We start from the raw sequence: 14,490 nt of genomic DNA on the forward strand, positions 1-14,490 counted from the left end.
GCTTGTGGTTATCGGGCCGTGGCTCCCGTGGCCCCCTCAGCGGCCTGACGGATTGCATCCACGGCCGCAGCCGGGTCATCCGCGCCGTAGACGCTGGAGCCAGCCACGTACACATCGACGCCCGCGGCGGCCGACTGCTCGGCGGTCTCCACGCCGATGCCACCATCAATCTCAATGAGGGTGTCCAGCCCGTCGGCGTCGATACGAGAACGCAGAGCCTCGACCTTGCCGAGTACCTCGGGCATGAACTTCTGCCCGCCGAAGCCGGGCTCCACGCTCATCACGAGGATCTGATCGAAGCTAGCCAGGTGATCCAGCAGCGGTTCCACGGCGGTCTTTGGCTTGATCGACACACCGGCCTTCGTGCCCTTCGCGCGCAGCTCCTGAGCGAGCTCCACGGCGGCGTCGATACCCTCCACAGCTTCCAGGTGGAAGGTAACGGAATCGAAATCGGCCGCGTAATCCGGGGCCCAGCGCTGCGGGTCCTCGATCATCAGGTGTACGTCCAGGTGCTTATCCGTGTGCGGCAGCAGTGACTTCGCCACCGGCAGTCCGAACGACAGGTTCGGCACGAAGTGGCCATCCATCACGTCGATGTGCAGCCAATCGGCGTTATCCGCCCGTGCGACATCCGCGGCGAGGTTGGCGAAATCGGCGGCGAGGATGGAAGGAGCAATAAGCGTGCGTTGAGTCATGCCTCTACTGTACTTCGCCACCGGTTATTCGCAGACACTCCTACGCCTCAGCACCCGAACCAGCGCCCGCATCCGACGCCGGGCGCAGTGCTGCGATAAACATCGCATCCGTACCGTGCCGGTGCGGCCACAGCTGCACGAACGGCCCGGCTCCCACGTTGTCGAGCTCGGGCAGGATCTCCCGCACGTCGAGCACCGTCGCACCCGTTTCGGCGGCCACGGCGCGCACCACCTCGGATGTCTCGGCCGGGTGGGGCGAGCACGTGGAGTACACCACGACTCCGCCCTCGGCCGTCACCGACAGCGCCGAGCGCAGCAGTTCCTTTTGCAGCGCCACCAGCGGCGGTACGTCCTTGGGGTCTTTGCGCCACCGTGCTTCCGGCCGCCGGCGCAGCGCGCCCAGCCCCGAGCACGGCGCATCGACCAGCACTCGGTCGAAGCCACCAGTTGGCATGTCTATCCCAGCGATCTGGGCGACCTTGCGGCCATCGCCGACGTGCACGGCGACGGGCAGGTCTCGCACGGCCGAGCTCACCAGCTTCGCGCGGTGCTCCGCGACCTCCACGGCATCGACTTTCGCTTCCTCGCCCACGGCCCAGGACGCGACAAAGGCCGTCTTGCCGCCCGGCCCCGCGCATAGATCGAGCCACCGGCCCCGGTCGGTACGCTCCAGGGGCGCGCGCACCATCGCCAGAGCGATGAGCTGGCTGCCTTCATCCTGCACGCTCGCCATGCCATCGCGGATGGGTTCCAGCTCCCCCGGCGAACCCTCGTCGAGGTATACGGCATACGGCGACCAGCGGCCTTCCTCTCCTCCGGTGACGAGCGCCAGTTCTTCGGCGCTGATCTGGCCTGGGCGGGCGGCCAGGTGAATCGTCGGGCGTTGATCGTCTGCCTGTAGGGCTTGTTCCAACTCCGACGCCGCCAGGCCCGCCTCCTGCTGCTGCAGTGCATCGGCGAATACGGCGGCGATCCACTCGGGGTGTGCGGTGCGCACCGCCAGGGAGGCCAGCGAATCGTCCGGAGCGATCCGTTCCATCCACTGCTCGGGTGTGCTGCGCGTGATCGTGCGCAACACACCATTGACGAACCCGCTAGCCTGGCCGGCACCGTTGGCCTTCGCGAGTTTCACGGAGGTATCCACGGCAGCGTGGTCTTCGACCCGCGTGCGCAGGATCTGGTAGGCACCGAGGCGCAGGATGTCGAGCACGACCGAGTCGATCTTGTCCACGGGGCGGCCCGCGGCCTTCGCAATTACTGCGTCGAGCAGGCCGCTGGCCCGCAGTGTGCCGTAGGTCAGCTCGGTAGCGAAGGCCGCATCGCGCTTGTTCAGCCGTGCCGCCTTGATCTCGCGCGGTAGCACGAGGTTGCCGTAGGCATCCTCGGTGGTGACCTCGCGCAGAACGTGCAGCACCACGTCGCGGACCTTGTCGCCGCTGCCGTGCTGCTTCGCCTTCATCTGGCGCTCCTCGGGGCGGCGTTGCTGGTAGCCCTTCGAGCGGCCGGGTGCAGTGCGCGGGCGGCCAGTGCGCTGCTTGTTGCCTGAGCTAGAGCGGCCGGAATCGTGACGGTCTGAACCAGAGCGGGCCGATTCGGACCGGGCGCGGAAGCCTCCCATTAGTGCGTCTCCTTCGCGTCAAACGTCGGTTCGGCAGCGAGCAGCTGCTGCTGCCCGCGCGCCCAATCGGCGGCGTTCATCATCTTCTTTCCGGGCGGTTGAATGCTCGCGATCGCCAGCGGGGCGCTCCCCGTGCCGACGATCACCTTGCCAGCCTCGGTGAGAACCTGTCCGGGCGCGGGCGTGGTGGCGTCGAGACAAAAATCGGGATCCAGGGGCATCATGAGTCCGATTTTGTACCGTTGACCAGCCATCATCGACCAAGCGCCGGGTGCGGGCGTGTGCGCGCGGGCGATGCGCTGAATCTGGTCGGCGGGAAGCGACCAGTCGATCTGGGCGTCTCCGGAGGTGATCTTCGCCGCGTGCGTAGCCTCGCCATCGTCCTGGGGAGTAAGCGTTGCGGTGCCGTCGGCGAGCTCGGCAAGCGAGTCAGCGAGCAGCTCCCGGCCGGCGTACGTCAGCGCGGTGAGCAGTTCATCGGCCGTGTCGGCGAGGCCGATCTCGTGGGTGATAGTCCCGATCATCGGGCCGGTATCCAACCCCTTTTCGATCCGGAAGGTCGTGGCCCCGGTCGTGCGATCACCAGCGGCGATAGCAGCTTGGACGGGTGCTGCGCCACGCCACCGCGGCAGCACCGAGAAATGTAGATTGATCCAGCCGTGTCGGAAAGTATTCAGCAGATCCTCCGGAATGAGATTGCCATAGGCCACTACCGCCACGGCTTCGACGCCATCATCGGCCAGCTGCCGAAGCACCGCCCGGGCCTCGTCACCGGATTCTGTCCTGGATTTGAGACTGGGCCATTTGTAGGTATCAATGCCGTGCTCAGCTGCCACCTCGGCCACGGCCGAGGGGTGCAGGGCGCGGCCCCGGCCCCGGCGGGCATCGGGTTGGGTGATGACGGCGGCGACCTCGTGCCGCTCATCGGCGATGAGGTGGCGCAGGGCTACCGCTGCGGGCTCGGGTGTACCGGCGAAAAGGATCTTCATGAGTTGAACCACTCCGATTGGCGAATCTGCTGCATGGCCTGCTTGCGCTGGTCGGCGGGCAGGTGAGTGAGGAAAAGCACCCCGTTGAGGTGATCGGTTTCGTGCTGCACACAGCGGGCCAGCAGCCCCTCGACCTCCCGGTCGACGGGATCGCCGTCCACGGTGACGCCGCGCAGGCGGACCCGCTGGGCGCGGGTGACGTCGCCGCGAATCTCCGGGATGGACAGGCAGCCCTCTGGGCCCGTCTGCTGCTCCTCGCCGATGGCCTCCCACGCGGGGTTGATGACGTGCCCGGCATCCCCATCGCAGTTGTACACGAACACGCGCTTGGTCACGCCCACTTGGTTGGCAGCGAGGCCCACGCCCCCGAAGTGCTCCATGGTTTCTTCCATGTCGGCAACGAGGGTGCGCAGGTGAGTGTCACCCACGGATGCCTCGGGAACGGCATCGGCAACGGTGCGAAGCACGGGGTCGCCGAAGTAGCGCATCGAAAGAACAGTCATGCTAGCTAGACTAACCGATGCGCACGGGGTCAATGACCACCCGGAGGGGCTGAGCGCCCTTCATTGTGGAACGCACTGATTGCGCCTGCTTGAGGCTGGGGCCCAGCAGGTGCGCCTGATCATGCGGGATGCGGACGATGAGGCGCCGGGCTTGGCGACGAGCCTCCTGGGCCCCCAGCTTCTCCATCCCGGCGGGCAGGCGAATACCCGCGGGCAGTTCCACCGGCCCCAGCAACTCAGCTGCTTCGGGCCGCTCCCAGCACTCCAGCAATTGGTCGACGGCCACTTGGGAGCCATCGATGGCGGCCATGGTGACGGCGGGCGGGAACTCCGCCTCGGCGCGTAGGGAGAGCTCGCGGGTGGCAGCGCCGGTGGGGTCCCAGCGGATGAGCTGCTGGATCACCGGCAGGCTCGCATCGCCCGCGATCACCACCGCACCGCCTTCCTCCCGCGGCCGCACGAGCGCGGCGGCCTCCATCCACTGCCGCAGGGCATGTTCCCCACTCCGCAAGTCTTCTCGGCCGAGTGGCATCCACGGGTCCAAGATCAATGCGGCACCGTAGAGGTCACCATCTACGTGGGGTTCCGCCCCCGGGGTGGCGACGATGACGGAGGGTTTGTGTGGAACTGACGCCATCACTCGCTGCCCACCGGAGGCCACGATGGGTATGCCGGGGAATGCCCGACCGAGTTCCTCCACGGTGCGGTCTTGGCCGATCACCTGCATCCGCAGCGTGCGGTTGCCGCATTCCGAGCAGCGGAACTGTCCGGCGGAACGGCCGCACCAGCGGCACCGCGGCGGGGCTGCATCCTGGGAGCCGGGCAGCTCCAGCGGGCCGTTGCAGTGCCGGCAGCGAGCCGGGTGGCGGCACGCCGCGCAGGCCAGCGCTGGGGCGTAACCGCGCCGAGGCACCTGCACCAAGGCCGGGTGCCCGTTGTCGAGCGCTTGACGAATGGCCTGGAAGCCGATCGAGGGTATGCGCGCGCCCGGATTGTGGATCTCCACCTCCCGCTGATGCTCGGTCTCCCCCAGCCCGCGGATCCAGGGCATGGCCGCGTGCTGAGCCTCCAGTGTGGGGCGCAGAGGATGCACGTGGCCTTCGGCGATCCACTGCTGCACCTCGGCCGAACGATGCACTCCCGCGACGAGCAACGCGGTGCCTTCCACCTCGCTGCGCAGCTTCGCGATGAAGCGGGCGTGCATATAGGGAGCCCGTGGGTCCACAAGGCTGTCATCGGATTCCCCGAGCAGGGCGATGAGCTGCAGATTCTTCAGTGGAGCCAGGGCCGCCGACCGGGTGCCCACCACGATCTTGGCCTGCCCGTGAAGGATCGAGAGGTAGCGGCGGTAGCGGGCGCTCGGCCCCTCCGCGGCGGTGAGGGTGATGATCTGCGCGGCCGAGACGAACTCCCGCAGGGCCGTACACACTCGGTCAACCTCTTTCTTGTTCGGGACGATGATGAGCGCGCTGCCGGAGGTATTCCACGCAGTCGCGGCGGCCACCGCGGCGGCGATAGCGGCCACATCCGAGCCCGGAGGTGCCACGAGCGAGGCGCGCGGAGACTTCCTATCGAGTACGGCAGACAGAAACGCCGGGCCATGGACGTAGTCCCCCATGGTTGCGCGCGCGGCCTCCAGGCTCGCTTTTTGCAGGTCCTCCGTGGGTGTCAGGGAGCCGTAGAGATCCTCCCACGGTTGGCCTCCGCCGAACAGGCCCGCGACCTCGGCGCTGGCGTGGCGGGAAGGAATCGCGCTGCGCAGAATATCCGAGCGCACCCCCGCGTAGTGATCCGCGAGTAGTTGTGCGAGTTGCCACATGGACGGGGGCATGACGATCTCTGGGCTGATGACCCGCTCGATGGGTTTAAGCTCCCCGGTGTGGTCAGAGCGCTTCCGCCGCTCAATGACGACAGCATCCACCAGGCGGCCCGAAAAACGGACGCGAACCTTCGCCCCGGGTTGGGCGTCGAGATCATCGGCTTCAGATACCCGATAGTCGAACAGCCTATCCAGATGCGGGACCCCGAGGAGGGGCAATACCCGCACGATGGGATTCTGCAGTTCGGTCACACGTCAGATTGTACTGACCCCTAGGAAGCGTCGGTGGCTTCCCCTACCGCGGCCCGCAAGGCCTCGGCACGGTCGGTCCGCTCCCACGGCAGATCCAGGTCGGTGCGGCCGAAGTGACCGTAGGCGGCCGTCTGCGCGTAGATCGGGCGCTTGAGATCCAGATCCCGCAGGATGGCGGCGGGGCGCAGGTCGAAGGTCTTGCTCACGGCGTCCTGGATACGCTCCACCGGAACCGTCTCCGTGCCGAACGTCTCCACGTACAGGCCGACCGGGGTGGCGCGGCCGATGGCGTAGGCGACCTGCACCTCCACGCGCTTGGCCAGGCCGGCGGCGACGATGTTCTTGGCGACCCAACGCATGGCGTAAGCACCGGAGCGGTCCACCTTGCTCGGGTCCTTGCCGGAGAACGCGCCGCCGCCGTGGCGGGCCATGCCACCGTAGGTATCCACGATGATCTTGCGGCCGGTCAGACCGGCATCGCCCATGGGGCCGCCCAGGGTGAACGAGCCAGAAGGATTAACGAGCAGGGTGTAATCGTCGGTGGCGATATCGGCGGGCAGCTCGGCCTCGGACAGCACGTAATCCACCACGTGCTCCCGAATGTGCTGCTCCAGCCATGCCTGGGTGATGCCCTCTTCGTGCTGGGTGGACACTACCACGGTGTCGAGGCGGACAGGCTTGCCGTCGGCATCGTAGGCGAAGGTCACCTGGGTCTTGCCGTCCGGGCGCAGGTGGGGCACGATGCCCTCCTTGCGAACCTCGGTGAGTCGGCGTGCGAGGCGGTGGGCGATGGCAATGGGAATCGGCATGAACTCCGGGGTCTCGTCGGTGGCGTAGCCGAACATGAGGCCCTGGTCGCCGGCGCCCTGCCGGTCGCTCTCGTCGTAATCACCCTCGGCGCTGTCGCGGGTCTCCAGGGAGCCGTCGACGCCCTGGGCGATCTCCTCGGACTGGTCGCCCACTGCTACGGACACGCCACACGTGCGGCCATCGAAGCCCATCTCGGAACTGTTGAAGCCGATCTTCAGCAGCGTAGAGCGCACGATGTCGCGAATCTCCACATAGGTGGACGTGTGGATCTCGCCGACCACGTGCACAAGGCCGGTGGTGACCACGGTCTCCACGGCCACGCGCGACTCGGGGTCCTTCGCCAGGAGCGCATCCAGGATGTGGTCTGAAATGGCATCGCAGATCTTATCGGGGTGCCCTTCAGTGACGGACTCACTGGTGAATAGACGGTGTGACAACTTCTTCGATCCTTCTCGACTACCTCGGTTACGAGGAACGCTGACGGTTTGCTCTGAGCATTGTACTGGGGTCATACTAGACTAAGCTGTCTATGTTTGTCATATCCCCTTCCCCGGGCGAGCCTACGCTGCAGCACAGCTGCGTGGTTGCCCCGGGGCGAACTAGCTCAATAGGTTATCGGCTATCGCATTCCAAATGGCCACTGACACGACCAACTTGGATGCTTCCGGAATCTCGATGATGCGCGGTTCCGGCTGCTCATCCTGTGGCAGGAGCACCCACCCGGAACTCACTTTCTGCCCGAACACCTTGTCCTGGCCCACCGCATTGGCCACGAGGGCATCGCAGCCCTTCTTCGCCAGCTTCACGGTCGCATGCTCCAACGGTGTGTGCTCCTCATCGCCGGTTTCTGCGGCAAAGCCCACGATCGTCAGCTCGGCAGGCAAATCGCCGGCCTCGCGCTGCTGCACGATGGATTTGAGGATATCCGGGTTTTCCTCCAACTCGATGCGGGTAAGGTCCGCCTCCGAGCCCTTCTTCAGCTTGGAACCCGCCACCGTCGCGGGGCGGTAGTCCGCCACGGCTGCCGCCATGATGACCACGTCCGCCTCCTTGGCCTGCTCGGTCATCGCCGTGAGCATGTCGCGCGCAGTCTTGACCCGCACGATGGATGCACCCGAAGGCACCGGTAGTTCCTCGGTGAAGCCGGACACGATGGTCACCTCAGCGCCACGTTGTGCCGCCACATCGGCAAGTGCATAGCCTTGACGCCCAGACGAGGCATTACCCAAGAAGCGCACTGGGTCCAACGGCTCGTGCGTCCCACCGGCACTGATGAGCACCTTCTTGCCCACCAGGTCGCGCCGGAAGGCTTCGGGCTGATCGAGCGCCGCGAGGGCCAACTCGCCGATGTGATCGGGGTCGGGCAATCGACCGGGGCCGGAATCCTTGCCCGTGAGCCGCCCGTGCGCCGGTTCGATCACCACGGTGCCGTGTCGGCGCAACGTCTCCACGTTGTCCTGGGTGGCGGGGTGGTTCCACATCTCGGTGTGCATAGCCGGAGCCACGACCACCGGGCAGGTGGCCACCAGGCAGCTGGAGGTCAGTAGATCATCGGCACGCCCGTGCGCCAAACGCGCCAGAAGGTCTGCCGTGGCGGGAGCGATGACGATAAGGTCGGCTTCCTGCCCGAGCCGAACGTGCTGCACCTCGTCGATGCGGTCGAAGACTTCCGCGGACACCGGATTGCCGCTCAAGGCTTCGAAGGTGGCGGCACCGACGAAGTTCAGGGCGCTGCGCGTGGGGATCACGCGCACATCGTGGCCAGCCTCGGCAAAGAAGCGGACGAGATGCGCGGCCTTAAACGCAGCAATGCCGCCCCCTACGCCGATAACGACGCGGAGCGGCTTGGTGTGTGCGGTTTCCCTGGTTTGATCAGTCACACTGGACAGCCTAGTGGGTTTACCCTTCGGTGTGCTCCAGCAGATCCCGATTGATCTCGCGCAGGGCGATAGACAGGGGCTTTTCCTGAACGTCCGGGGTCACCAACGGACCGACGAACTCGAAAACGCCCTCATCCACGGTTTGGAAGTAGTCGTTGATCTGACGAGCGCGCTTTGCAGCGAAGATGACCAGTGCGTACTTGGAGGACACCTTGGTCAGCAGCTCGTCGATGGGGGGATTGGTGATGCCCACGGGCGGATCGAAGACAGAGTCGTTCGAGTTAACGTCCTGGTTATCCACGGTATGCACCTTCTCTAGAAGTAGCTATTGATGTCGCAATGACGACGTTGATGTAAGGCGGTAGTTGAGCAAAAACTCGGTTAGCTCTGCAGTAGATCGCTGATTTCCTTGACGGCCTCGGTGACATCCTCGTTGACCACCACATGGTCGAACTCGGAGGTTGCCTCCATCTCCGTCTTAGCCGTCTCCAGCCTACGCTGAATGACCTCTTCGGATTCAGTACCGCGCCCAGTCAAACGATCGACCAGTACCTCCCATGACGGAGGAGCCAAGAACACAGTGGTGGATTCCGGCAGCAACTGCTTGACGTTGCGCGCACCCTCGAGGTCCACCTCGATAAGAACCGGGCGATCCTCAGCGATCGCCTTTTCCACCGGCTCCCGCGGAGTGCCCGACAGCTGCAAGCCGCCGTGGATCTCTGCCCACTCCAGCATCTTGCCCGCATTGATGTTCTCTTCGAACTGTTCGCGGGTGATGTAGATGTAATCGCGCCCATCGACCTCGCCGGGCCGGGGATCGCGGGTGGTCATCGACACACTGAAAAAGAGGCGCGGAACTTCGTCCCGCAAGCGGGCAACCACGGTGGACTTCCCCACCGCAGACGGGCCCGCGAGTACAACAACACGCCCGTTACCCAGCTGGCTCAACTCTTAGTCCTCGAAACCGAAGTGCTCCAGCAGTGCACGGCGCTGGCGGTCGCCCAGACCACGCAGACGACGGGTCGGAGCGATCTCCAGCTGGTTCATGATTTCCTCAGCCTTGACCTTGCCAACCTTGGGCAGGGATACCAGCAGAGCCGAAACCTTCATCTTGCCGAGGATCGGATCGGTCTCAGCGTCCTTCAAGACCTGCTTCAGGTCGGTGCCGCCACGCTTCAGCTTCTCGCGAAGCTCTGCACGAGCCTTGCGTGCCTCTGCAGCCTTCTTCAGGGCTTCTGCGCGCTGCTCCGGGGTCAACTGGGGAAGTGCCACGGGGTTCCTCCGTTTATTCGTAGGTGTAGTTATCTGGATGAGTCTATGCAGTTGTCGCCATCATTGCACGTCATGGCGTAATTGTCATTGATACGACAAGCTTAGACGAGCAACGAAGGATTCTATGGTGTTCGTTGAGCTAAAGCCAACCGACACACCCTAGGCAGGTATTTGCTCAGCGGTCAGCCGAGCAATGGCCTCCTGATGGCCACAGCAGCTCAGCGCCCAAGATATGCGCGCTACTCCTATCCCCCAGGCTCCCCGAGAGACGGCGCTGTAGCGCGGGCGCAAAACAACTGTCGGTCATTGTATCATTAGCACTGCCTGCTAGTTCAAGATTGCTGCAGTTGTTGTGGCGAGCGTCTCCCGCAGCGCAACCACGCCGGGGCCGTGCGACAGCACGCTCCGAGACACATTCGGGCACGCCAGCTGCTCCGCACCTGCAGCAATGCGCCGCACATCAGCCATCGTGCCGCCTTGGGCGCCCACGCCCGGCATGAGAATGAGGCCATTCACCTGCGCCAACGATGGCGGTTGCTGCACCGTCGCTCCCACGACGACGCCCATATTCCCAGCTCCCTCGTGCCCGGCGTTGGTGCGCGCCACGGCGTCGACCACGGATTGGGCAACGGTCAGCGTATCGCTGGATGCCGTATCGCTGTTCTCGTAATCATTGGGTTCACTGGGTTCACTGGGCTCACTGGGCACCGTCGCCAACTGCAGGCCGGGGGCCTCTGGGTTGGACGTCGCCGCAAGGACGATCGCTCCCCTGTTGGTCTCCTCAGCCAAGTCGAACACCGGTTGCAACGATCCGACACCGAGGTACGGGCTCACCGTAACGGCGTCGACGCACAAAGGAGACTCATCATCGAGCCATGCGCGGGCGTACCCAGCCATGGTGGAGCCGATGTCACCGCGTTTGGCATCGGCGATGACCAACACCCCTGAGCTGCGCAGATCAGCGATGGCACGCTCGAGGATCGCGAAGCCGGCCGAGCCAAAAGCCTCGTAGAAGGCGACCTGAGGCTTGACCACGCACGCGCTATCGCGGAAGGCCTCCACGCACGTGCGGGTGAAGGCTTCCACGCCCTTGACCGAAACCGGCAGGCCCCAGTGCTCGAGGAGGCTTGCGTGCGGGTCGATGCCGACGCACACGGGCCCGAACGATGCGGCGCGCTCGAGGAAGCGCTGGCCGAAGGTCAGGTCATGAGCTGTGCATGCTGGGCTTGCAGTGCTTGCAGTGTTTGTCGGGCCCGCCGTGCTAGCCGTACCACTCATGAGTGATCGATCTCCTGGATCGGGCGCACCGTGGACTCCTTACCCTGAAGGGCCTCGATACCCTGCACTGCGGCGACGGTGCCCTGAACTGTCGTGACACACGGCACGCCCATGTTCACCGCTGCAGCGCGGATGTCGTATCCATCGTGGCGGGCGCCCGCGGATCCGGCCGGGGTGTTGATGATGAGGTCAACTGCACCGTCGCGGATGTAGTCGTTGACCGTACGGTCCTGGCCATTCTGTGCCTCGGAAATCTTGGCCACGACCTCGCACTCCACACCGTTGCGGCGCAACATGCCCGCGGTGCCGTGCGTGGCCAGGATGTTGAAGCCCAGGGACTTCAACCGCTGGATCGGCAGGAGCAGCGTGCGCTTGTCGCGGTTGGCCACGGACACGAAGACGGTGCCGGAGGTCGGCAGGGAGCCAAACGCTCCCTCCTGGGACTTGGCGAAGGCGCTGCCGAAGTCGTCGTCGAGACCCATGACCTCGCCGGTGGACTTCATCTCCGGGCTGAGCAGGGAATCCAGGACCTTGCCCTCGGGGCTGCGGAAGCGGTTGAACGGCATCACGGCTTCTTTCACCGCGATCGGGTGGCCCTGCGGCAGGGAACCGCCGTCGCGATCGCCCGGCAGGATGCCCTCCTCAATGAGCTCCGGGATGGATGCGCCGAGCATGATGCGCGCAGCAGCCTTGGCGAGTTGCACGCCGGTGGCCTTGGAGACGAACGGCACGGTGCGGGAAGCACGCGGGTTCGCCTCGATGACGTAGAGGGTGTCATCCTTGAGGGCGAACTGCACGTTCATCAGGCCCTTCACGCCGATGCCGTGGGCCAGGGCTGCGGTGGACTCTCGGACCTTTTGGATGTCCTCATCGCCCAAGGTCATCGGTGGGATAGCGCAAGCGGAGTCGCCGGAGTGGATACCGGCCTCCTCGATGTGCTCCATCACGCCGGCGAGGTAAACGTTCTCGCCGTCGCAGAGAGCATCCACGTCAATCTCAATGGCGGAATCGAGGAAGCGGTCCACAAGCACCGGGTGATCGCTGGTGATCTCGGTGGCGCGGGTGATGTAGTCCTCCAGGGAAGACTCGTCGTAGACAATCTCCATGCCGCGACCACCCAGAACGTATGAGGGGCGAACCAGCACCGGGTAGCCGATGCGGGAGGCAACCTCGCGTGCCTCGGCAAAGCTGGTGGCGGTGCCGTACTCCGGAGCGGGCAGCTGAGCCTTATCCAGCACGGTGCCGAATTCGCCGCGGTCCTCGGCCAGGTTGATGGCCTCTGGGCTGGTGCCCACCACGGGCACACCGGCGTCGGCCAGGCGCTGCGCCAATCCCAGTGGGGTCTGGCCGCCGAGCTGCACGATTACACCGGCGATCTCGCCGGACTCGGACTCGGCGTGGTAGACCTCCATGACGTCCTCGAAGGTCAGCGGCTCGAAGTAGAGGCGATCTGCGGTGTCGTAGTCGGTGGAGACGGTCTCCGGGTTGCAGTTTATCATGACCGTCTCGTAACCCACGCGGGACAGCTCCAGTGCGGCGTGCACACAGGAGTAGTCGAACTCGATGCCCTGGCCGATGCGGTTCGGGCCGGAACCGAGGATGAGGACCTTCTTCTTATCCTTCTGCGGCGCGACCTCGGATTCGGCCTCCGGATCCAGCTCGTAGGAGCTGTAGTGGTACGGGGTCTTAGCCTCGAACTCGGCAGCACAGGTATCCACGGTCTTGAACACGGGGCGAATACCCTGGGCCCAGCGCAGGGCGCGCACGCCGTCTTCACCGGCGAGCTCGGGTCGCAGCGCGGCGATCTGGCGGTCGGACAGACCCATGTACTTGGCCTCGCGCAACAGCTCCACATCCAGCACAGGGGCATCCACCAGCACCTGGCGGAAATCAACCAGAGCCTTGAGTTCTTCGAGGAACCACGGATCGATGCCGGACGCCTCGTAGACCTCGTCCACGGTGGCGCCGAGGCGCAGCGCCAACTCAACGTCGTACATCCGGCCCTGAGTCGGGCGACGCAGATCCTCGAGCACGGCCTTCTTATCGTCGGCCCGCTCCCCTGCCACTGCATCGTCGGAGACGGTCCAGAAGCCCGCTTCCTTGGATTCCAGGGAGCGCATGACCTTGTTGAGGCCGGTGATGTAGTTGCGGCCCACGGCCATGGCCTCACCCACGGACTTCATGGTGGTGGTGAGGGTGTCGTCCGCACCGGGGAACTTCTCGAACGCGAAGCGCGGAGCCTTGACGATCACGTAGTCCAGGGTGGGCTCGAAGGCGGCTGGGGTGACCTCGGTGATGTCGTTGCGCACCTCGTCGAGGGTGTAGCCGATGGCCAGCTTGGCGGCCAGCTTTGCGATCGGGAAGCCGGTGGCCTTGGAGGCCAGGGCCGAGGAGCGGGACACGCGCGGGTTCATCTCGATGGTGATGATGCGGCCGTCGGTGGGGTTGATGGCGAACTGGATGTTGCAGCCACCGGTATCCACGCCGACCTCGCGAAGAATGGCGATACCCTGATCGCGCATGACTTGGTACTCGCGGTCGGTCAGCGTCATGGATGGGGCGACCGTCACCGAATCGCCGGTGTGCACGCCGAGGGCATCGACGTTTTCGATGGAGCAGACCACGACCACGTTATCGTTGCCGTCGCGCATGAGCTCCAGCTCGAATTCCTTCCAGCCGAGGATGGACTCTTCGATGAGGACGTTGGCCTCGGGGCTGGCAGCCAGTCCACCGCCGGCGATCCGGTCGAGGTCCTCCTGGGTGTAGGCCAGGCCGGATCCCAGCCCGCCCATGGTGAACGAGGGGCGCACCACAACGGGCAGGCCCAGCTCGGCGACGGCCTCGTGCACTTCGTCCATGTTGTGGCACACGCGCGACCGAGCGGAGTCGCCACCGATCTTCTCCACGATGTCCTTGAACTTCTGGCGGTCTTCGCCGCGCTCGATCGCGTCGATGTCCGCGCCGATGAGCTCCACACCGTACTTATCGAGGATGCCCAGGCGATCGAGCTGGATAGCGGCGTTGAGGGCAGTCTGGCCACCCAGGGTCGCCAGCACGGCATCGACCTTGTGGCCCTCTTCCTGCTCTTTTTGGAAGATCTTCTCGATGTACTTCGGCTGGATGGGCTCGATGTATGTGTGGTCGGCGAACTCCGGGTCGGTCATGATCGTGGCCGGGTTGGAGTTGATGAGGGTGACCCGCAGGCCCTCTTCCTTGAGCACGCGGCACGCCTGCGTGCCGGAGTAGTCGAATTCGCAAGCCTGGCCGATGACGATGGGGCCGGACCCGATGACCAGTACGTGGTTGATGTCCTCGCGACGTGGCATGAAAAAATATCCTTCGTTAAAGATCTAAAGATTCGCTGATGGTGACGT

Annotated in this window: 12 protein-coding genes; all 12 read right to left on the reverse strand. The window is 65.0% G+C overall.

From position 1 onward, the window contains the following. Positions 1-8: 8 nt before the first annotated feature. Positions 9-695: a ribulose-phosphate 3-epimerase gene (rpe, locus tag LA343_RS07550; RefSeq protein WP_025402729.1), complete on the reverse strand. Its 687-nt coding sequence runs from the start codon at positions 693-695 to the stop codon at positions 9-11. Positions 696-735: 40 nt separating this feature from the next. Then, on the reverse strand, positions 736-2,313 hold the full coding sequence (gene rsmB / locus LA343_RS07555) for a 16S rRNA (cytosine(967)-C(5))-methyltransferase RsmB (protein ID WP_025402730.1): 1,578 nt from the start codon (positions 2,311-2,313) through the stop codon (positions 736-738). Then, complete coding sequence (gene fmt / locus LA343_RS07560; protein ID WP_025402731.1) at positions 2,313-3,302, reverse strand: methionyl-tRNA formyltransferase; 990 nt, start codon at positions 3,300-3,302, stop codon at positions 2,313-2,315. Before fmt ends, rsmB begins: the two co-directional genes overlap by 1 nt. Next, positions 3,299-3,805 (reverse strand): peptide deformylase, encoded by a 507-nt coding sequence (gene def / locus LA343_RS07565; RefSeq protein ID WP_025402732.1) that lies wholly within the window; start codon positions 3,803-3,805, stop codon positions 3,299-3,301. Before def ends, fmt begins: the two co-directional genes overlap by 4 nt. A gap of 10 nt (positions 3,806-3,815) precedes the next feature. Beyond that, positions 3,816-5,876 carry a primosomal protein N' gene (locus LA343_RS07570; RefSeq protein ID WP_025402733.1) on the reverse strand — a complete coding sequence of 687 codons (2,061 nt, stop codon included), beginning with the start codon at positions 5,874-5,876 and terminating at the stop codon, positions 3,816-3,818. A gap of 20 nt (positions 5,877-5,896) precedes the next feature. After that, complete coding sequence (metK, locus tag LA343_RS07575) at positions 5,897-7,123, reverse strand: methionine adenosyltransferase (protein WP_025402734.1); 1,227 nt, start codon at positions 7,121-7,123, stop codon at positions 5,897-5,899. A 162-nt stretch (positions 7,124-7,285) separates the two neighbouring features. Then, positions 7,286-8,566: a bifunctional phosphopantothenoylcysteine decarboxylase/phosphopantothenate--cysteine ligase CoaBC gene (gene coaBC / locus LA343_RS07580; protein ID WP_025402735.1), complete on the reverse strand. Its 1,281-nt coding sequence runs from the start codon at positions 8,564-8,566 to the stop codon at positions 7,286-7,288. Between the two features lie 19 nt (positions 8,567-8,585). Next, positions 8,586-8,867, reverse strand: coding sequence for a DNA-directed RNA polymerase subunit omega (rpoZ, locus tag LA343_RS07585; RefSeq protein WP_025402736.1), 282 nt, complete (start codon positions 8,865-8,867; stop codon positions 8,586-8,588). A gap of 80 nt (positions 8,868-8,947) precedes the next feature. Then, complete coding sequence (gmk, locus tag LA343_RS07590) at positions 8,948-9,514, reverse strand: guanylate kinase (protein WP_025402737.1); 567 nt, start codon at positions 9,512-9,514, stop codon at positions 8,948-8,950. A gap of 3 nt (positions 9,515-9,517) precedes the next feature. Further along, a complete protein-coding gene (mihF, locus tag LA343_RS07595) occupies positions 9,518-9,838 on the reverse strand; it encodes an integration host factor, actinobacterial type (protein WP_025402738.1) in 321 nt (106 codons plus the stop codon). 327 nt (positions 9,839-10,165) lie between these two features. Beyond that, positions 10,166-11,116 (reverse strand): orotidine-5'-phosphate decarboxylase, encoded by a 951-nt coding sequence (gene pyrF, locus LA343_RS07600; RefSeq protein ID WP_025402739.1) that lies wholly within the window; start codon positions 11,114-11,116, stop codon positions 10,166-10,168. Then, positions 11,113-14,442, reverse strand: coding sequence for a carbamoyl-phosphate synthase large subunit (gene carB, locus LA343_RS07605; RefSeq protein WP_025402740.1), 3,330 nt, complete (start codon positions 14,440-14,442; stop codon positions 11,113-11,115). Before carB ends, pyrF begins: the two co-directional genes overlap by 4 nt. Positions 14,443-14,490 lie beyond the last annotated feature (48 nt).

Source organism: Corynebacterium falsenii (assembly GCF_020099275.1).
Taxonomy (GTDB): Bacteria; Actinomycetota; Actinomycetes; order Mycobacteriales; family Mycobacteriaceae; genus Corynebacterium; species Corynebacterium falsenii.

Excerpts from the sequence above, each read along its gene's own strand:
- rpe (WP_025402729.1), bottom strand. The coding sequence starts at position 695 with ATGACTCAACGCACGCTTATTGCTCCTTCCATCCTCGCCGCCGATTTC.
- rsmB (WP_025402730.1), bottom strand. The coding sequence starts at position 2,313 with ATGGGAGGCTTCCGCGCCCGGTCCGAATCGGCCCGCTCTGGTTCAGAC.
- fmt (WP_025402731.1), bottom strand. The coding sequence starts at position 3,302 with ATGAAGATCCTTTTCGCCGGTACACCCGAGCCCGCAGCGGTAGCCCTG.
- def (WP_025402732.1), bottom strand. The coding sequence starts at position 3,805 with ATGACTGTTCTTTCGATGCGCTACTTCGGCGACCCCGTGCTTCGCACC.
- pyrF (WP_025402739.1), bottom strand. The coding sequence starts at position 11,116 with ATGAGTGGTACGGCTAGCACGGCGGGCCCGACAAACACTGCAAGCACT.
- carB (WP_025402740.1), bottom strand. The coding sequence starts at position 14,442 with ATGCCACGTCGCGAGGACATCAACCACGTACTGGTCATCGGGTCCGGC.